This window comes from Streptomyces sp. CS113, from assembly GCF_002188365.1.
Classification (GTDB): domain Bacteria; phylum Actinomycetota; class Actinomycetes; order Streptomycetales; family Streptomycetaceae; genus Streptomyces; species Streptomyces tendae.
Map to the genome: position 1 here is coordinate 6,817,771 of NZ_KZ195574.1, position 18,800 is coordinate 6,836,570.

Consider the following 18,800-nt stretch of genomic DNA (forward strand, 5'->3'; position numbering starts at 1 on the left):
CCCGGTCGTCAGTGTTCGCCCCGGCGCACCGAGGACCACTCCCTCAGGCCCGCGGTGACCAGGGCCGCGTTGGAGGCCGCCCGGCCGCCGTCCGGCAGGAACAGGGTGTCCTCCAGGCCGATCCGGGTCGCCAGGCCCAGCCGGCCGGCCAGCCGCAGCACCGGCCAGGCGCCGCCGTCCTCGCCGTGCAGCAGGACCGGGCGGCCGTGGGCCGGACCGAGGCCGGACAGCAGGGCGCGCGCCGAGTCCGGCGCCGTCGCCGGGTCGGTGTCCGTGACCTCCGCCAGTACCCGCAGCACCTTCGGCCCGAGCGGTGAGCGCAGGAACCGGGCCGCGCCGTCCGTGCCGGACCAGACGCCCGCCTCCACGCCCACCCCGCGCTCGATCAGGGCGGCGGCCGTCTCCTCGGCGCCCGGCTCGTGCCAGTTGACGGAGGCGTGGTCGGGCAGCACCGTCCAGCTCCGGATCCGCGCCACCCGGGCAGCGGGGCCGGGTTCGGCCCAGGCACCCGTCGTGACGCCGACCGGCACCGACGCCGGGACGCGCGCCCTGACCGCCTCCAGCGTCGCCGCCAGCACACGCGCGGACAGCGTGTCCCGGCCGCACGGGGTCTTCGGGTGGACATGGACGTCCGTGGCCCCGGCGGCGACCGCCTCGGCCACCGAGTCCGCGACCGCCTCCGGCGACAGAGGCACCACCGCGCCGTCGGCGCCTCCCCGCGCCCCGTTCACACACAGCTGCACCATCCCCCCATGGTGCCGGGCGCCACTGACAGCGCCCGCCGGACCCGGTGCCGTACCGCCGTACCGGACACCGGGGGTGCGGCATCCCCGGCGCACCCCCGTGGCCGGTTACGCCGACATCAGCAACCGGCGGCCCCGCCGGGCGTCCGCGCGCGCCGCGGGAGTGAGGACGGGCCGCGGCACGAGGATGCCGCAGTCCGTGCAGACGGGGCCCGTCGAGGGCTCGTGGTCCAGGTCGTACTTCCAGACGAGGCGCTCCCCGTCGCACACCGGGCACCCCGAGCCCGGCTCACGCTCCAGCGCCGTGATCAGCCGGCGCAGCACCTCCGCCAGCGGCCCGTCGGGATGGACCCGGGGGTCGTCGCACCAGGCCACCCCGAACCCGCCCCAGGTCAGCCGGTGCCAGTCGTCCACGCTGCCGGGCCTGCGCAGCCCGTCGTGCTTCTCCTTCCTGCGCCGCTCGGCGAACTCGACCTCGTAGGCCAGCCACACCGAACGCGCCTCCTCCAGCTCCTCCAGTGCGGCCACGAGCCGCGCTGGGTCGGGGGAGCGGTCCTCGGGACCGAACCCGGCCCGGGAGCAGAGATGGTCCCAGGTCGCCCTGTGCCCATAAGGGGCGAAACGCTCAAGGCACTTGCGCAGCGAATAGCGCCGCAGCGCCAGGTCGCACCGTGGATCGCGGACCTGTCTCGCCAGACTTCGGAAACCGGCCATCGCCCTGCACCTCCGTCACACCTGCACCTGCACTTGGGTCATTTCGGCGTCGTCGTACGGACGTCGCCGAATAGACGTATCGACAACCGATTCGGCTCCATCCGATTTCCGATGCCCCCCATAAGCCGATCCACCCGCTCCCAAAAAGTGACGCATGTTCACCTTCCCACTCGGGGATACCGGCGGTAACGTCCCGCCACACCCCCGTCGGGAGGAGCTGCCATGCCACGGCGCACCCCACGCAACGCCCTCGACAGACTGAGAACTCCCCGCGGCTTCCACGGGTTCCTGAAGACCGCATCCGTATGCGCCCTCATTGCCGGACTTTTGTCACCGCTTTCCCCGGCGCTGGCCGCCGGAGAGACGAACGCCGAGGTCACGGCCGCCGAAGCCGCCGCCAACGACCACTGCGGCGGCCAGTGTTCCGACATCCTGCCGCCCGGCCAGAACGGCAACGCCACCCTGGCCCAGATCCTCCTCAACCAGGCGTTCGGCACCCAGCCCGCGCATGCCGAGGACCAGCTCGGCCCCTACGCGAGCCTCGCCACCGGCTACACCGGCCTCACCAACGACAAGATCAACACCTTCTTCAACGACGCCTCCTTCGGCGTCCCGGCCGGCCAGGTCGCCTCCACCGTCCGCCCCGCCGGACGCGACGACGTCACCATCGTCCGCGACAAGAAGACCGGCGTGCCGCACATCACCGGCACCACCCGCTACGGCACCGAGTTCGGCGCCGGATACGCCGCGGCCCAGGACCGGCTGTGGCTCATGGACCTCTTCCGGCACGTGGGACGCGGCCAGTTGACCCCCTTCGCCGGCGGCGCCCCCGCCAACCAGGGTCTGGAGCAGCAGTTCTGGCGCAGCGCCCCCTACACCGAGGACGACCTGGAGGCGCAGATCGAGAGCGCGGCCGCCAAGGCCGGTGAGCGCGGCGAGCTGGCCCTGGCCGACGTGGACGCCTACGTCGCCGGTGTCAACGCCTACATCGACGCCTCCGACAAGGGCCGCTACTTCCCCGGCGAGTACGTGCTGACCGGCCACAAGGACGCCATCACCAACGCCGGCACCATCGAACGCTTCAAGCGCACCGACCTGATCGCGCTGGCCTCCGTCATCGGCTCCCTCTTCGGCGCCGGAGGCGGCGGCGAGGTCAACAACGCGCTGTCCCTCCTGGCCGCCCAGGAGAAGTACGGCGTCACCGAGGGCACGAAGGTCTGGGAGTCCTTCCGCCAGCGCAACGACCCCGAGGCCGTCCTCACCCAGCAGGACGGCAGCTTCCCGTACCTGCCCACCCCGGACGACCCGCAGGGCCGCGCCCTGCCCGACGCCGGGTCGGTCGAGCCGGAACCGCTGGTGTACGACCGTACGGGCAGCGCCGGCGCGGCGGGCGCGACCGGCGCCTCCGCCAAGTCCGCGGAAGCGGCGGTGACCTCGGCGCGGCGCGGCATGTCCAACGCCCTCGTCGTCAGCGGCGAGCACACCGCGAGCGGCCACCCGGTCGCCGTCTTCGGACCGCAGACCGGCTACTTCGCCCCGCAGCTGCTCATGCTCCAGGAGATCCAGGGCCCCGGCATCAGCGCCCGCGGCGCCTCCTTCGCGGGCCTGAGCATGTACGTCGAACTCGGCCGCGGCCAGGACTACGCCTGGAGCGCCACCACCTCGGGCCAGGACATCATCGACACCTACGCGGTCGAGCTGTGCCAGGACGACTACCACTACCTCTACCGCGGCACCTGCACGCCGATGGAGAAGGTCGAGCGGCACAACGCCTGGAAGCCGACCGTCGCCGACTCCACCGCGGCCGGCTCCTACACGATGCGCGTCTGGCGCACCAAGTACGGCCCGGTCGAGTCCCGCGCCACGGTCGGCGGCAAGAAGGTCGCCTACACCACCCTGCGCTCCTCCTACCTGCACGAGGCCGACTCCATCATCGGCTTCCAGATGCTGAACGACCCGGAGTACCTCAACAGCCCGGAGCGCTTCCAGGGCGCCGTCCAGCACATCAACTACACCTTCAACTGGTTCTACGCCGACTCCGAGCACACCGCCTACTACAACAGCGGCGACAACCCGCTGCGCGCGAACGGCGTCGACGCCGAGTTCCCGGTCTGGGCCCGGCCCGCGTACGAGTGGCAGAGCTGGGACCCGGCCGACAACACCGCCCGGTACACCGGTGCGTCCGCCCACCCGCAGTCGGTGGACCAGGACTACTACATCTCCTGGAACAACAAGCAGGCCAAGGGCTACCCCGCCGCCTCCTGGGGCAACGGCTCCGTCCACCGCGGCAACCTCCTCGACGACCGGGTGAAGAAGCTGGTCGCCGAAGGCGGCGTCACCCGCACCGCGCTGGTCAAGGCCATGGCCGAGGCGGGCCTCGCCGACCTGCGCGCCGAGGACGTCGTCCCCGACCTGCTGAAGGTGGTCGAGTCCGCACCGGTGACCGACCCGGCGGCGAAGGCCGCCGTGGACCGGCTGAAGGCGTGGCTGTCGCAGGGCGGCGGCCTGCGCACCGAGACCTCGGCGGGCTCCAGGAAGTACGCCCACGCCGACGCGATCCGCACCCTGGACGCCTGGTGGCCCCTGCTGGTCAAGGCCGAGTTCGAACCGGGCCTCGGCGCCGGCCTGTACACCGCCTTCACCCGCAACCTGCCCGTCGACGAGTCCCCGTCCGCCGCCCACGGTCCGACCGGCGCGCACGCCGGCAGCGCCTTCCAGTACGGCTGGTGGAGCTATGTCGACAAGGACATCCGGTCCGTGCTCGGCGAGTCCGTCGAGGGCCCGCTCGCGCACCCGTACTGCGGCGACGGCGACCTCGCCGCCTGCCGGGACACCCTGGTCTCCACCTTGAAGGAGGCGGCGGGCCGCACGGCCGCCCAGGTCTATCCCGGCGACGACAGCTGCTCGGCGGGGGACCAGTGGTGCGCCGACTCGGTGATCCACCGCACCCTCGGCGGCATCAAGCACGGCGGCATCAGCTGGCAGAACCGGCCGACCTACCAGCAGGTCGTGGAGTTCACGTCCCACCGGTGACCGGCCGGCCGGCAGCTCACCGGTAGAGCAGGTACTGGCGGCGCGTCCTGCGGAACGCCGCCAGTTCCGCCTCCCAGCCGGCCACCACCTCGTCGGTGTCCGCGCCCGCGTCGATCATCGTGCGCACCTGCGTGGACCCGGTGAGCTTGTCGATCCAGTTGTCCGACCGCCAGGCGAAGCCCTCCCAGGTCCGCTTGGCGGTCACCAGGAGGGCGATGCCGGTGCGCACCGGGTCGAACGCGGCCCGGTCGTGCACATGGAGCTGCACACCGCCGACGGTCTTCCCCTGGAACTTGGAGAAGGTGGGCGCGAAGTACGCCTCCCTGAACCGCACACCCGGCAGGCCGAGGTCGTTGGCGGCGGCGGCCCAGCCCCCGTCGACGCCCTCGGCGCCCAGCAGTTCGAACGGGCGGGTCGTGCCGCGGCCCTCGGACAGGTTCGTGCCCTCGAACAGACAGGTCCCCGAGTACACCAGCGCGCACTCCGGCGTCGGCATGTTCGGGCTCGGCGGCACCCAGGGCAGCCCGGAGGCGTCGAAGAACTCCGAGCGCTTCCAGCCCGACATCGTCACCGTCTCCAGCGGCACCGGCGACGTCAGGAACTCGCCGTTGAAGAGCAGGGCCAGCTCGGCGACCGTCATGCCGTGCGCCTGCGCGATCGGCTGCCGGCCGACGAAGGTCGCGAACTCCTCGTGCAGGACCGGGCCGAGGGCCGCCCGCCCGGTCACCGGGTTCGGCCGGTCCAGGACCACGAACCGCTTCCCCGCGAGCGAGGCCGCCTCCATGCAGTCGAACAGCGTCCAGATGTACGTGTAGAAGCGCGCCCCCACGTCCTGGATGTCGAAGACGACGGTGTCCACCCCGGACGCCGTGAACACGTCCGCGAGCGGCTGCCCGCTCTTCAGGTACGTGTCGTAGACCGGCAGCCCGGTCGCGGGGTCGTCGTAGCGGCCCTCGGAGCCGCCCGCCTGCGCCGTACCGCGGAAGCCGTGCTCGGGGCCGAAGACGGCGGTCAGGTTCACCCGGGCGTCGGCGTGCATGACGTCGACGATGTGGCGCACGTCCCGGGTGATGCCGGTCGGGTTGGTGACGATGCCGACCTTCTGCCCGTCGAGCGGGGCGTAGCCGCCGTCGGCGAGGCGCTCGAAGCCGGTGCGCAGCCGGCGGCCCCCGTGCCCGGCGGGCGCGGCCTGCGCCGGGCCCGCCGACGCGGTGGCGGCCGTGGTGCCGGCCGCCACCGCGGCCGTCGTGGCGAGCAGGTTCCGTCTGGACAGCGTCATGCGGTGACCTCCGTGATCGCGGCGGGTGTCATGCGCACGCACGCTAACCCGCACCCCGGCGCCCGGGGAATGGAGTAGACCGCGGTTCGCCTCTTCCGTACGACATACCGACTGGTTAGTCTGGCGCTGCAACGGGGAGCGAGCCGTGCCCGAGCCGTGTCGAAGGAGACCGATGGTGGAAGCCGTGCAGGACGCCGGAGTCGTCGTCACCGGGGCGGGAGGCGGCATCGGAGCCGCGCTGGCCCGCCGCTTCGCCGCCGAGGGGGCCCGGGTCGTCGTCAACGACCTGGACGCCGGCCGGGCGAAGGCCGTCGCCGACGAGATCGGCGGCATCGCCGTTCCCGGCGACGCCTCCGCGATCGTCGCCGAGGCCCGCGACGCGCTGGGCGGCAGGGTCGACGTGTACTGCGCCAACGCGGGCGTCGGCTCCGGCGGTTCGGAGGCCGCGGCGGAGGCCGTCTGGGCACTCGCCTGGGACGTCAACGTCATGGCCCACGTGCGGGCGGCCCACGAGCTGCTCCCCGACTGGCTGGAGCGCGGCAGCGGCCGCTTCGTCTCCACCGTCTCGGCCGCCGGGCTGCTCACCATGATCGGCGCCGCCCCCTACAGCGTCACCAAGCACGGCGCGTACGCCTTCGCCGAATGGCTGTCCCTGACGTACCGCCACCGCGGGGTCAAGGTCCACGCCATCTGTCCGCAAGGGGTGCGCACCGACATGCTCACCGCGAGCGGCAGCGCGGGTGACCTGGTGCTCCAGCCCACCGCGATCGAGCCGCAGGACGTCGCGGACGCCCTGTTCAAGGGCATCGAGGAGGACCGCTTCCTGATCCTGCCGCACCCCGAGGTGGCGGAGTACTACCAGGCCCGCGCCACCGAACCCGACCGCTGGCTGCACGGCATGAACCGGCTCCAGCGGCAGTGGGAGGAGGCGACGGCCCGATGACCGGCTCCCGCTACGCCGCCAAGCCCTGGCTCGGCCTGCTGACCGACGCGCAGAAGGCCCCGCTCGACCCCGACGCCTCCCTGGTGCACGCCCTGCGCCGGGCGGCCGCCGAGGCACCCGACCGCGTCTTCCTCGCCTACTTCGACGGCCGCCTCACCTACCGCGAGGTGGACGAGCTGAGCGACTCCGTCGCGGGGCACCTCGCCGCGCGCGGCCTGGAGCGCGGCGACCGGGTCGCCGTCCTGCTCCAGAACTCCCCGCACTTCGTGCTCGCCGTGCTGGGCGCCTGGAAGGCGGGCGCGGTCGTCGTGCCCGTCAACCCGATGTACAAGTCGGGGGAGGTCGGCCACGTCCTGCGGGACGGCGAGGCGGCCGCGCTGATCTGCTCCGACCGGGCCTGGGAGTCGTACCTGCGCGAGACGGCCGCCGACTCGCCGGTGCGGATCGTACTCACGGGGTGCGAGCTGGACTTCCAGACCCGCCGGGACGCGCGCGTGCTGACCTTCGAGCGGCTGCCGGACGCCCCGGACGCCGACGACCTCGCGGCGGTGGCCCGCGCCGGTCACCGGGCACCCGAGGGCCGCGACCCGGAGCCCGGCGACACCGCGCTCATCAGCTACACCTCGGGCACCAGCGGCACGCCCAAGGGCGCCGCCAACACCCACCGCAACATCATGTACAACGCCGAGCGGCAGCGCACCGGGCTCGGCCTGCCCCCGGCGCCCGTCTACTTCGCGCTGGCGCCGCTGTTCCACATCACCGGCATGGTCTGCGAGTTCGGCGCCTGCCTGAACAGCGTGGGCACGCTCGTCCTGGCGTACCGCTTCGAGGCGGGCGTCGTCCTGGACGCGTTCGCCGAGCACCGGCCGCACTACACGGTCGGCCCCTCCACGGCCTTCATGGCGCTCGCCGCCCACCCCTCGGTCACCCGGGAGCACTTCGCGTCCTTCGCGAACATCTCCTCGGGCGGCGCCCCGCTGCCGCCCGCCCTGGTGGAGAAGTTCCGCGCGGGCTTCGGCCCGTACATCCGCAACGGCTACGGACTCACCGAGTGCACCGCGCCCTGCGCCTCGGTACCGCCGCACCTGGAGGCCCCGGTGGACCCGGTCTCCGGGACCCTCGCGGTCGGCGTGCCCGGACCCGAGACCGTGGTGCGGATCGTCGACGAGCTGGGCGCGGACGTCCCCTTCGGCGAGCAGGGCGAGATCGTCGTCAGCGGCCCCCAGGTCGTCCCCGGCTACTGGCGCCGCCCGGACGCCACCGCCGAGACCTTCCCCGGCGGCGAACTGCGCACCGGGGACATCGGCTTCATGGACGCCCAGGGCTGGCTCTACGTCGTCGACCGCAAGAAGGACATGATCAACGCCTCCGGCTTCAAGGTCTGGCCGCGCGAGGTCGAGGACGTGCTCTACACCCACCCCGCGGTGCGCGAGGCCGCCGTCGTCGGCGTGCCCGACGGGTACCGCGGGGAGACCGTCAAGGCCTACATCAGCCTCCGGCCGGGCGCCGCCACGGACCCGGACGCCCTCGTCGCGTACTGCGAGGAGAGACTGGCCGCCTACAAATACCCGCGCCAGGTGGAGATCCTGCCCGACTTGCCGAAGACGGCGAGTGGGAAGATCCTCCGTCGGGAACTGCGTTCCAGTCACCACGGGACGCAGCAGTGAACGGACAGTGAAAAAGGAAAGGCAGGTGACGGCAGTGCCCAGGACCACGGACGGGGACGGCACTCCGGTGCCGCAGCGGCTCCTGGCCGCCGCCACCCGGCTCTTCGCCGAGCAGGGCTACGACCGCACCTCGGTACAGGAGATCGTCGAGGCGGCAGGCGTCACCAAGGGGGCGCTCTACCACTACTTCGGCTCCAAGGACGACCTGCTGCACGAGGTGTACGCGCGCGTGCTGCGCCTCCAGCAGGAACGCCTGGACGCCTTCGCGGACGCCGACGAGCCGGTCGAGAAGCGGGTGCGGGACGCGGCGGCCGACGTCGTCGTCACCACCATCGACAACCTCGACGACGCGTCGATCTTCTTCCGCTCCATGCACCAGCTCAGCCCGGAGAAGAACAAGCAGGTGCGCGCCGAGCGCCGCCGCTACCACGAGCGCTTCCGCGCGCTGATCGAGGAGGGGCAGCGGACCGGCGTCTTCACCAAGGAGACCCCGGCCGACCTGGTGGTGGACTACCACTTCGGGTCCATCCACCACCTGTCCACCTGGTACCGGCCGAACGGGCCGCTCAGCCCGCAGGAGGTCGCCGACCACCTGGCCGACCTGCTGCTGCGGGCCCTGCGGCCCTGACGCTTCCGTGAGGTGACGTGCCGTGCCGTGCCCCCGGGGGATCCCCCGGGGGCGCCTCCGTCACAGGTACTTCTTGATCTCCCGCCGGGCCAGCGAGCGCTGGTGGACCTCGTCGGGGCCGTCGGCGATCATCAGCGTCCGCGCCCCCGCGTACAGCTCGGCCAGCGGGAAGTCCTGGCTCACGCCCCCGGCGCCGTGCAACTGGATCGCCCGGTCGATGATGTCGACCACCGCGCGAGGCGTGGCGATCTTGATGGCCTGGATCTCGGTGTGGGCGCCCCGGTTGCCGACGGTGTCCATCAGCCAGGCGGTCTTCAGCACCAGCAGCCGCAGCTGCTCGACGGTGACCCGGGCGTCCGCGATCCAGTTGTGGACCACGCCCTGCTGGGCCAGCGCCTTGCCGAAGGCCTCGCGGGAGACCGCACGGCGGCACATCAGCTCGATCGCGCGCTCGGCCATGCCGATCAGCCGCATGCAGTGGTGGATGCGCCCCGGACCGAGCCGGGCCTGCGCGATGGCGAAGCCGCCGCCCTCCTCGCCGATCAGGTTCGTCACCGGCACGCGCGCGTGGTCGAAGGTCACCTCGGCATGGCCGCCGTGGTAGTGGTCCGCGTAGCCGAAGACCTGCATCGCCCGGTTGACGGTCACGCCGGGCGTGTCGCGCGGGACCAGCACCATGGACTGCTGGCGGCGGATGTCGGCGCCGTCCGGGTCCGTCTTGCCCATCACGATGAAGATCTTGCAGTCCGGGTTCATCGCCCCGGAGATGTACCACTTGCGGCCCGTGACGACGTACTCGTCGCCGTCGCGCTCGATGTGCGTCGTGATGTTGGTGGCGTCGGAGGAGGCCACGTCCGGTTCGGTCATCGCGAACGCCGAGCGGATCTCGCCGGCGAGCAGCGGCTGAAGCCACTGCTTCTGCTGCGCCGCGTCGGCGAACTGGGCCAGCACCTCCATGTTCCCGGTGTCGGGGGCCGCGCAGTTCGTCGCCGTCGGCGCCAGCTGCGGGCTGCGGCCGGTGATCTCGGCGAGCGGGGCGTACTGGAGGTTGGTCAGACCGGCGCCGTGCTCGGCGTCGGGGAGGAAGAGGTTCCACAGGCCCTGGCGGCGGGCCTCGGCCTTCAGGTCCTCGACGACCTGCGGGGTGTCCCACGGGGAGGCCAGTCGGGCGCGCTGCTCGTGGGCGACCTGCTCGGCCGGGTAGACGTACTCGTCCATGAAGGCGAGCAGCCTGGCGCGGAGTTCCTCGGTGCGTGCGTCGTACGCGAAGTCCATGACGGGGTCAGCCCTTCTGAAGGGTGGTCAGGCCGTGCTCGATGAAGACGGGGACGAGGTCGCCGATGCGGTCGAAGCCGCGGCCGACCGTCTGGCCCAGCGTGTAGCGGTAGTGGATGCCCTCCAGGATCACGGCGAGCTTGAACCACGCGAACGCCGTGTACCAGGCGACCGTGGAGACGTCGCGCTCCGAGCGGGCGGCGTACCGCTCGACCAGCTCGGCGGGGGCGGGGTGGCCGGGGGCCTGGGCGGTGGTGGAGACGGGGGAGTCGGGCATGCCCAGCGGGCTGCTGTACATCACCAGCAGGCCCAGGTCGGTCAGCGGGTCGCCGAGCGTGGACATCTCCCAGTCGAGGACCGCCCGGATCTCGTCGTCCTCGCCGCCGATCAGGACGTTGTCGAGGCGGTAGTCGCCGTGCACGACCGTCGGGGCGGGGGAGCGGGGCAGCTCCCGGCCGAGGGTGGCGTGCAGCTCGTCGATGCCGGCCAGGTCGCGGTTGCGCGAGGCGTCGAGCTGCTTGGCCCAGCGGCGCAGCTGGCGGTCCAGGAAGCCCTCGGGGCGGCCGAAGTCCGCGAGACCCACGGCGGCGGGGTCCACCGCGTGCAGCCCGACCAGCGTGTCGACCAGGTTCAGTACCGCGGCGCGGGTGCGCTCGGGCCCGAGGGGGACGAGCTGTTCGGCGGTGCGGTACGGGGTGCCCTCCACGAACTCCATCACGTAGAAGGGCGCCCCCAGCACCTCCTCGTCCTCGCACAGGAGCACCGGGCGCGGCACGGGTACGTCGGTCGGGTACAGGGCGTCGATGACGCGGTGCTCGCGTCTCATGTCGTGCGCGGTGGCCAGGACGTGGCCGAGGGGCGGGCGTCGTACGACCCAGCGGGCGGTGCCGTCCGAGACGGCGTAGGTGAGGTTCGACCGTCCGCCCTCGATCAGCCGGCCGGACAGCGGACCGGTCACCAGGCCGGGCCGCTCGCGGTCGAGCAGGACGCGCAACCGGTCGAGATCGAGTCCGGGCGGGTGGTCGGGGCTCATCGTCACTCCCAGGGGCGGGTGAACAGTACCCGACACATGATGCCGACCGGTCGGTATGCCGTCCAGTGGGCGGGCGGAACGTGATCGGCGTTACGGCCGGTCCTGCGGGGTCTCCCGCCTCAGAGGACGAGGAACGCGCCGCAGACGGCGAGGGCCAGCGTGCACAGGGCCGCGGCGGCGGCGAGCGGCGGGGCGAGGGCGCGGGGCCGGTGCGCGGCGGCGAGGGTGCCGATACGGCCGTGGGCGATCCGGAGGAAGGCCAGCCAGAGGGCGCAGCACAGGACGGCGGCGAGTACCGAGACGGGCGTCGCGCCGCCGTGCAGCGCGGTCTTCGCGGCGAGTACGGCGACGACCGTGGCGGACAGGGTGGTGCGGCGCCAGGCGAGCCGGGTGCGCTCGGGCTGGAGGCCGGGGTCGCGGTCCGCGGGTGCCGCGTCGGCGCCGCTCACGCTCAGCCCTCCCAGCCGACGAGGACCACGACGACCATGACCACGGCGACCACGGCGACGACCAGGCTGAGCAGCGCCGGGAAGCGCGAGACGGGAAGGTCCTCGCCCCGGCGCATGGCGCGTTCGCAGCGCGCCCAGTGGTTCACGGCGCGCAGCGAGCACAGCACCCCGGCGACGAGCAGCGCGAGCGCGAGCCCGACCCGCCAGCCCCAGCGCAGGTCGGGCAGGAACTGGTCCACCGCGAACCCGCCGCCGATCAGGGCGAGGGCGGTACGCAGCCAGGCCAGGAACGTCCGCTCGTTGGCCAGCGAGAACCGGTAGTCGGGGGTGGTTCCCTCCCGCCGCGCCTCCGCAGGCAAGAACCACAGCCGAACGCTCCGCACGAAATCGATCACCTGGGGACCCTATCCGGGGCCCGTCGCGGATGCCTGCGGCGCCTGTGGGGGTGGTGGGGGTGCGCGCGATGCCTGCGGCGCCTGTGCGGGTTCGGTGGGGGTGCGCGGTGCGCGGTGCGCGGTGCGTTCGGTTGTGGGTCGGGGCCGCGCCGGGGGGTGTTCGTCCTCGGAACGGCGCGGAATCGGTCGGCTACAGAGGTGCGCGGCGTTGACGCGCCAACCGCTGCGGGCGAACACCCCCCGACACGTCCCCTTCCCGCCGTACGCGGCTGCGGCTCGCCCTCGCCGCGGGCAGTCGTGCCGCTGGGGCGGCACGGGTGGGCGCGGCGGCACCCCGCAAGCGCCGGGCCACGCGACCCACCCCGCGGTCAGACTCACGCCGGGGCATCGCTCGACGCCGGTCCACTGAACCCCCGCCAAGCCCGCAGCCGCGCATACGCCGACAAGCCGTCCGGCACGAACTCCCACTCCCCGAGCCGCCCCTCCAGCTCCGCCTCCGGCAGGAACCCGTACCAGGCCACCTCCTCCACCTGAGGAGACACCGCCCCCGCCACCCGCACCTCGTACACCGCCGACCACCAGGTCCGCCCGGCCCCGTCGTCGTACAGGAACCTGAGCAGGTACTCCGGCCGCGGCAGCCCGCTCACCCCCAGCTCCTCCTCCGCCTCCCGCAGCGCCGCGTCGTCGTAGGACTCGCCCGCGCCCACCACCCCGCCGACGAACATGTCGTACAACGAGGGAAACACCAGCTTCGTCGCCGTGCGGCGGTGGACGAAGACCCGCCCCTCGGGGTCCCGGGCCCACACGAACACGCACCGGTGCCGCAGCCCCCGGGCGTACGCGTCGCCCCGCCGGGCCCGGCCGACGACACGGTCGTGCTCGTCGACGACGTCCAGGATCTCGTCAGCAGAACTCATGCACCCATACAAGCCCATGCGCCGGCGGGCCCGGCGTCAGCTCCGCTCCAGCGCCCGTTCGCGCCCGCTCTCCCCCGTGCCCTGCGGCATCGCCGGGTGCATCCCCAGCAGGACGATGCCCGCCACGACCGCCGCGAGGCCGCCCGCCTGCCACGCGAGCGCCCCGGCGCCGGTGTGCAGCCGGTCGCCGAGGAAGCCGACCCCGCAGGCGATGCCCGCGAGCGGCTGGGCCGCCGTCAGCGCGGGCAGCGACCTGCGCAGGGGCGCCGTCTCGAAGGCGCTCTGGACCAGGACCAGGCCCGTGACGCCGAGCACCGCCACGGCGTACGGCTGCCAGCCCGTCAGCAGTTCCGCGAAGCCGCCCGCCGAGAAGCGCCGGCCGCTGACCCGGGTCAAGGCGTCCTGAACCCCGTAGAGGAGGCCGGCGGCCAGGGCCAGCAGCGTCGGGCCCCAGGTCAGCCGCAGGCGGCCGGCGCACAGCGTGAGCAGGAGAGCCAGGCCCAGCATCACGCCGACGATCAGCCAGTGCCGCAGCGGGTCGGTCACCGCACTGCCCCCGCGCGGCTCGCCCGCCAGGATGAACGCCGTCACCCCGCCCGCGAGCAGCGCGAGGCCGGCCCAGCCCTGGCGGCCCAGCGGCTGCCGGGTCTGGAAGCGGGAGAGGGCGAGGGCGAAGAGGAGGTTCGTCGCCAGGAGGGGCTCGACGAGGGTCAGTTCACCGCCGCCCAGCGCCAGCGCGCCCAGCACCAGACCGGCCACCATCAACCCCATGCCGGCCAGCCAGCGCGGCACCCGCACCAGGTCGAGCAGCAGGCGGGGCGAGAGGAAGTCGCCGAGCGGGGCGCGCTCGGCCGCGTTCTGCTGGAGGACGAAACCGAGACCCAGACAGCAGGCGGCGCACACGGCGAGAACCAGAACGAGAACCGACACGCTGCGTACCTCGATCGTCAGTCGGGTCACGGGGGCGTCGGGGACGACACTAATGCGGGTGGGAGGCGGGCGCCGGGCGAGTGGCGCATTCGGGGTGAGGGAGGAGGGATGATCAATGACAACTTCCCCTGGAGTCACGTGTGTTGACGCGTGTAACGCGCTGATTCCTCTTGACGTCAAGCCTTGGCTGCCGGTTTGCTGTGCGTGATCAGTTCATGGCAATCCGGTCATGGCAGTCCGGCTACGACGACCCAGCGTGTCGCGTGAGGAAGTTTTCCGCGGTGTCCCCACCCCCGCCTCCCCTCGGCCGCGGCCGCAAACGTGCGGCCCAGGCCTTCGACGAGGCCCTCGACGACGCCGAACTCGTCGCCGCACGCGCCGCCTTGGCCCAGGGACGCTGGCAGTCCGTCCGCTCCCTGCTCGTCCACACGGGTGACGACTGGGACCGCAGGGGGCACCGGGTGGCGGTGCTCGCCAAGGAGTCCCACTGCGCCCCCTGGGCCCGCGAGTGGCTGCTGGCCGAACCCGACTCCGCCGACGCCTCGGTGCTGCTCGCCCTCGCCCTCGTCCACCGCGCCCTGCGCGGCAAGGAGAAGCCCGCACGGGTCCGTGAGGCGTGCCGGGACGCCGCCGCTCTCGTGCCGGACGACCCCACGCCCTGGCTCGGCCTGCTCGTGCTGGAGCGCTCCCTGGGCGCCGACGAGGACGTCATCCGCGTCTTCGACGAGGTGCGCGGACGGTACGCCGACCACCACCACGCCCATCACCTGATGGTGGCCCGGCTCGCCGAGCGCGGCGGCGACGGCGGCGCCGACCCACTGCACGAGGTGTACGACTTCGCCAACTGGGCCGCCGAGCAGGCCCCGGCGGACTCCCCGCTGGCCATCCTCCCGGTCGTCGCGCACGCCGAGCGCTACCGCGTGCTGGCCGCCGCCGGACACGAGTCACCCGACCCGAGCGCCTCGGGCCACTGGGTGGGCCGACGGGCCCGGCTGGTGATGAAGGCGGCCTTCGACTGGTGGCTGGAGTGGGAGCAGGACGGTCACCCGCGCCGGCTGATCGATCTCAACTTCCTCGCCCACGCCAAGTCCTGCGAGGGCCGCGGCGCCGAGGCGGCCGCCCTCTTCCACCGCATCGGCGAGCACGCCACGCCGGCCCCCTGGTCGTACCCGGACCGCGATCCGTTCTCCGCCTTCCGTGCCGCCCGCGCGGGCGCGCTCGGCACGGCCTGACCGCCCCGACGCACACCACCCACACGAAAGCCATGAGAGAGAAGGACGTCCTGCGATGACCACGGACAGTTCGAGCACGAGCAGATCCGCGAGCGGTGGCGCCATCAGCACCTTCAAGGGCGAGGAGCGCGCACTGCGCGCCGACCGGCTGGGCACGGGGGGCCTTCTCCTGTCCGTGCTCGCCGCCACCGCCCCGCTGATGGTGGTCGCGGGCGTGATGCCCACCACCTTCGCGGTCATGGGCATCGTCGGACAGCCGCTGCTCTTCGTGGTGCTGGGCGTGGTGCTGATCCTGTTCAGCATCGGATACGCGGAGATGAGCCGGCACGTCCACAACGCGGGCGCCTTCTACGCCTACATCTCCCGCGGACTCGGCGGCACCGCGGGCGCGGGCGCGGCCCTGGTCGCGTTGGTCGCCTACAACGCCCTCCAGGTCGGCATCTACGGCATCTTCGGCTTCGAGGTCTCCGGCCTGCTGTCCACCTACGCCGACCTCGACGTGGCCTGGTGGATCCCCGCGCTCCTGGCCGTCCTCGCGGTCGGCGCGCTGGGCTGGCTGAAGATCGACGTCAACGCGCGGGTGCTGGGCGTCCTGCTGCTCATCGAGGTCGTGCTGGTGGTGGTGTTCGACATCGCCGCCGTCACCGACCCGGGGGCCCAGGGGCTGTCGCTGCACGCCTTCAACCCGGACACCCTGACCGGCGCCGGGGTCGGCACCGCCCTCTGCTTCTGCATCGCCGCCTTCCTCGGCTTCGAGCAGGCGCCGGTGTACGCCGAGGAGACCAGCAGGCCGCACGTCCTGGTCCCGCGTGTCATGTTCCTGGCAGTCGGCGGGGTCGCCGTCTTCTTCGCACTCAGCAGCTGGGCCCTCACCGTGGCCACCGGCCCCGACAAGATCGTCGGCACCGCGCAGGAACAGAGCGCCGGACTGCTCTTCTTCCTGACCGAGTCACGGCTCGGCGACACCTTCACCGACGTGCTGCACGTCCTGTTCGTCACCGGCATGTTCGCCGCGCTGCTCAGCTTCCACAACGTCGTCGCCCGGTACGCCTTCGCCATGGGCCGCGAGGGCCTGCTGCCCGCCGCCTTCGGGCGGACCAGCGGCACCAGCGGAGCGCCCGGCACCGGCTCGCTGCTCCAGACCGCCGTGTCCGCGGTCGTCGTCATCGGGTTCGCGATCGCCGACGACAAGCCGAACGGCGACCCCACCCAGCCCGTACTGCACCTGTTCACCTGGGGCGGCAACATCGGGGCCCTCGGCGTGATCGTGCTGATGGCCGCCGCCTCGTTCTCCGTCGTGGCCTTCTTCGTCCGGCGCGGGGCCGCCGGGGCCCAGGGCGTACGCCTGGTCACCTCCACCGTCGCGGGCCTCGCCCTGCTGGTGATCGCCGGTTACACGGTCAAGGACTTCGACGTCCTCGTCGGCGCGGGACCCGACTCCGCCCTGAGCTGGGTGCTGCCCGGCATCATCGGCCTCGCCGCGCTGGCCGGGGTGGTGCAGGGCCTGCTCCTGCGCTCCCGCGCCCCCGAACGGCACGCCCGCATCGGCCAGGGCAACGAGGCGTTCCAACTGGACAAGGCCGCGTCCTCCTGACGCCGGGCCGGGAACGGGGGAGGGGCCGGGAACGGGGGAGGGGCCGGGAGCCCGCCACACGGCGGACTCCCGGCCCCTCCCCAGGCCCGGACGGCCCGGCACGGCCTGCTGCCGGGCAGGCTCAGGCGGCCGGGGCCGCGCCGAAGTCCAGCAGCACCTTGCAGGACCTGCTCCGGTCCGCGGCCAGTTCGAACGCGGAGGCCGCGTCCCGCACCGGCACCACCGCGCTGACCAGCGCGTCGAACGCGGGCTCGGTCGCCAGCAGACGCAGAGCGTCGTCGAACTCACCGTCGAAGCGGAACGCCCCGCGCAGCTCGATCTCCCGGCTCACCAGCAGGTTCCCCGCGAACGGACTCTGTCCCGGGGGCAGCATGCCGAGCTGGACGACCACGCCGCCGCGCCGCACCCGCCGCAGACAGGTGTCGAGACCCGCGGCCACCCCGGAGGCCTCGATCGCCGCGTCCACCTCCACCGGCCAACCCGAGTCGTCCGGGTCGTCCGCCCGTACCAGGGTGTCGGCGCCGGCGGCCCGCGCGTACTCCAGGGCCGCGGGCAGCAGGTCCGTCACCGTCACGTGGGCCGCGCCCGCCGCCTTCGCCGCCGCGACCACCAGGCAGCCGATCGGCCCGGCCCCGGTCACCAGCAGGTGCCGCCCGGTCAGGTCCCCGGCCCGGCGTACGGCGTGCAGCGCGACGGACAGCGGTTCGGCGAGGGCGGCGCGGCGCGCGCCGAGCCCGGCCGGCAGGGCGCGCACCTGCCCGGCGGGGACGACGATCCGCGCCGCGAAACCGCCCTGGATGTGCGGGAAGCGGGCCGCGCTGCCCAGGTACCGGGTGTCCCGGCAGACGTTGCGCCGCCCGGCCGCGCACTCCGGGCACACCCCGCACGGGGTCGCCGGGTGCACCGCGACGGACGTACCGGCCGCCGGACCCGGCGTGTCCGGGGAGCCGTACGCCACGACCGTCCCGACCACCTCGTGCCCGAGCAGCATCGGCTCCCGCAGGCGGAAGTCGCCGACCCCGCCGTGCCGCCAGTAGTGCAGGTCCGAGCCGCACACCCCGCCGTAGCGGACGGCGACCATCGCCTCACCCGGCCCCGGGCGGGGGACGGGCACGTCCTCGACCCGCAGGTCGCCCGCCCCGTGGATCACACAGCCCGGCACGAGTGCCGCTCCCGCACCCTCCCCGGCGCTCACAGGACGCTCGTCATTCCGCCGTCGACGTACAGGATCTGGCCGCCGACGAAGTCCGCGGCGGGCGAGGCGAGGAACAGCAGCCCGCCCACCAGGTCCTCCGTACGGCCCCAGCGGCCCGCGGGGGTGCGGCCGCGCACCCAGGCGCTGAACTTCTCGTCCTCCACCAGTGGCCGGGTCAGCTCGGTCTCGATGTAGCCGGGACCGAGCCCGTTGACCTGGACGCCGTACGGGCCCCAGTCGGCGCACATGCCCTTGGTGAGCATCTTCAGCGCGCCCTTGGTGGCCGCGTAGGGCGCGATGCCCGGGCGGACCACCTCGCTCTGTAGCGAGCAGATGTTCACGATCTTGCCGTGGCCGCGTTCCGTCATCCGGCGCGCGGCCTCCCGGCCCACCAGGAAGGCGCTGGTGAGATTGGTGTCCAGGACGCGGTGCCAGTCCGCGTCCGCGAACTCCAGCAGGGGCGCCCGCAACTGCATCCCGGCGTTGTTGACCAGGATGTCGAGCGGACCCACCCGCTCCTCGACCTGCGCGATCCCGGCGGCCACGGACGGGCCGTCGGTCACGTCGAACACCGCCGTGTGGACCTCGCCGGGCAGCCCGGCGGCGGCCTTCGCGAGGCGGTCGCCGTCGCGTCCGTTCAGGACCACCCGGCAGCCGGCCTCCGCGAGGCCCCGGGCCAGCGCCAGCCCGATGCCCCGGCTGGAGCCGGTCACCAGGGCGGTGCGGCCGCCGATGTCGAAGAGGGGGTGCGCCGTCATCGTCGTACTTCCGTT

At 73.1% G+C, this 18,800-nt stretch carries 17 protein-coding genes; 6 read left to right on the forward strand and 11 right to left on the reverse strand.

Going from position 1 to position 18,800, the window contains the following annotated elements:
• Positions 1-8: 8 nt before the first annotated feature.
• Both B9W62_RS30650 and B9W62_RS30655 read right to left on the reverse strand, forming a co-directional pair.
• A complete protein-coding gene (locus B9W62_RS30650) occupies positions 9-746 on the reverse strand; it encodes a 3-keto-5-aminohexanoate cleavage protein (protein WP_179235752.1) in 738 nt (245 codons plus the stop codon).
• 105 nt (positions 747-851) lie between these two features.
• The gene (locus B9W62_RS30655; protein WP_087810193.1) at positions 852-1,457 is read right to left on the reverse strand and encodes a hypothetical protein; all 606 of its coding nucleotides are present in this window, start codon (positions 1,455-1,457) and stop codon (positions 852-854) included.
• A gap of 222 nt (positions 1,458-1,679) precedes the next feature.
• On the opposite strand from B9W62_RS30655, the gene B9W62_RS30660 reads away from it, so the two are divergent.
• A complete protein-coding gene (locus B9W62_RS30660) occupies positions 1,680-4,490 on the forward strand; it encodes a penicillin acylase family protein (protein ID WP_179235753.1) in 2,811 nt (936 codons plus the stop codon).
• Positions 4,491-4,506: 16 nt separating this feature from the next.
• Here B9W62_RS30660 and B9W62_RS30665 read toward each other — a convergent pair whose 3' ends face one another.
• On the reverse strand, positions 4,507-5,769 hold the full coding sequence (locus B9W62_RS30665; RefSeq protein ID WP_179235754.1) for an exo-beta-N-acetylmuramidase NamZ family protein: 1,263 nt from the start codon (positions 5,767-5,769) through the stop codon (positions 4,507-4,509).
• A 172-nt stretch (positions 5,770-5,941) separates the two neighbouring features.
• Here B9W62_RS30665 and B9W62_RS30670 point away from each other — a divergent pair, with 172 nt between their 5' ends.
• The 3 genes from B9W62_RS30670 to B9W62_RS30680 are packed head-to-tail and all read left to right on the forward strand — an operon-like array spanning position 5,942 to position 9,007.
• Positions 5,942-6,712: an SDR family oxidoreductase gene (locus B9W62_RS30670; protein ID WP_087810195.1), complete on the forward strand. Its 771-nt coding sequence runs from the start codon at positions 5,942-5,944 to the stop codon at positions 6,710-6,712.
• Positions 6,709-8,379: a class I adenylate-forming enzyme family protein gene (locus B9W62_RS30675; RefSeq protein WP_087810196.1), complete on the forward strand. Its 1,671-nt coding sequence runs from the start codon at positions 6,709-6,711 to the stop codon at positions 8,377-8,379. The genes B9W62_RS30670 and B9W62_RS30675 overlap by 4 nt, the downstream gene beginning before the upstream one ends.
• A 34-nt stretch (positions 8,380-8,413) precedes the next feature.
• A complete protein-coding gene (locus B9W62_RS30680) occupies positions 8,414-9,007 on the forward strand; it encodes a TetR/AcrR family transcriptional regulator (RefSeq protein ID WP_087810197.1) in 594 nt (197 codons plus the stop codon).
• Positions 9,008-9,067: 60 nt separating this feature from the next.
• Here the strand turns inward: B9W62_RS30680 and B9W62_RS30685 are convergent, their stop codons facing one another.
• The 6 genes from B9W62_RS30685 to B9W62_RS30715 form a co-directional block, all read right to left on the reverse strand.
• Positions 9,068-10,282 carry an acyl-CoA dehydrogenase family protein gene (locus B9W62_RS30685; protein ID WP_087810198.1) on the reverse strand — a complete coding sequence of 405 codons (1,215 nt, stop codon included), beginning with the start codon at positions 10,280-10,282 and terminating at the stop codon, positions 9,068-9,070.
• Positions 10,283-10,289: 7 nt separating this feature from the next.
• On the reverse strand, positions 10,290-11,315 hold the full coding sequence (locus B9W62_RS30690) for a phosphotransferase family protein (protein ID WP_087810199.1): 1,026 nt from the start codon (positions 11,313-11,315) through the stop codon (positions 10,290-10,292).
• A gap of 119 nt (positions 11,316-11,434) precedes the next feature.
• Positions 11,435-11,764, reverse strand: a complete 330-nt coding sequence (locus B9W62_RS30695) for a DUF202 domain-containing protein (protein WP_087810200.1) — start codon at positions 11,762-11,764, stop codon at positions 11,435-11,437.
• A gap of 2 nt (positions 11,765-11,766) precedes the next feature.
• Positions 11,767-12,159 (reverse strand): YidH family protein, encoded by a 393-nt coding sequence (locus B9W62_RS30700; RefSeq protein WP_087810201.1) that lies wholly within the window; start codon positions 12,157-12,159, stop codon positions 11,767-11,769.
• Between the two features lie 374 nt (positions 12,160-12,533).
• Entirely contained in the window at positions 12,534-13,076 is a 543-nt protein-coding gene (locus B9W62_RS30710; RefSeq protein ID WP_179235755.1) for an NUDIX hydrolase, read from the reverse strand.
• 36 nt (positions 13,077-13,112) lie between these two features.
• Positions 13,113-14,006 carry a DMT family transporter gene (locus B9W62_RS30715; protein ID WP_087812177.1) on the reverse strand — a complete coding sequence of 298 codons (894 nt, stop codon included), beginning with the start codon at positions 14,004-14,006 and terminating at the stop codon, positions 13,113-13,115.
• Between the two features lie 281 nt (positions 14,007-14,287).
• Between B9W62_RS30715 and B9W62_RS30720 the strand changes: the two genes are divergently transcribed.
• Positions 14,288-15,238: a tetratricopeptide repeat protein gene (locus tag B9W62_RS30720; RefSeq protein ID WP_179235756.1), complete on the forward strand. Its 951-nt coding sequence runs from the start codon at positions 14,288-14,290 to the stop codon at positions 15,236-15,238.
• A gap of 55 nt (positions 15,239-15,293) precedes the next feature.
• A complete protein-coding gene (locus tag B9W62_RS30725; protein ID WP_087810203.1) occupies positions 15,294-16,832 on the forward strand; it encodes an APC family permease in 1,539 nt (512 codons plus the stop codon).
• 121 nt (positions 16,833-16,953) lie between these two features.
• Here the strand turns inward: B9W62_RS30725 and B9W62_RS30730 are convergent, their stop codons facing one another.
• Together B9W62_RS30730 and B9W62_RS30735 are read right to left on the reverse strand one after the other, a co-directional pair.
• Positions 16,954-17,994, reverse strand: a complete 1,041-nt coding sequence (locus tag B9W62_RS30730) for an L-idonate 5-dehydrogenase (RefSeq protein ID WP_179236152.1) — start codon at positions 17,992-17,994, stop codon at positions 16,954-16,956.
• Positions 17,995-18,023: 29 nt separating this feature from the next.
• On the reverse strand, positions 18,024-18,785 hold the full coding sequence (locus B9W62_RS30735; protein ID WP_087810205.1) for an SDR family oxidoreductase: 762 nt from the start codon (positions 18,783-18,785) through the stop codon (positions 18,024-18,026).
• Between the last annotated feature and the right edge of the window lie 15 nt (positions 18,786-18,800).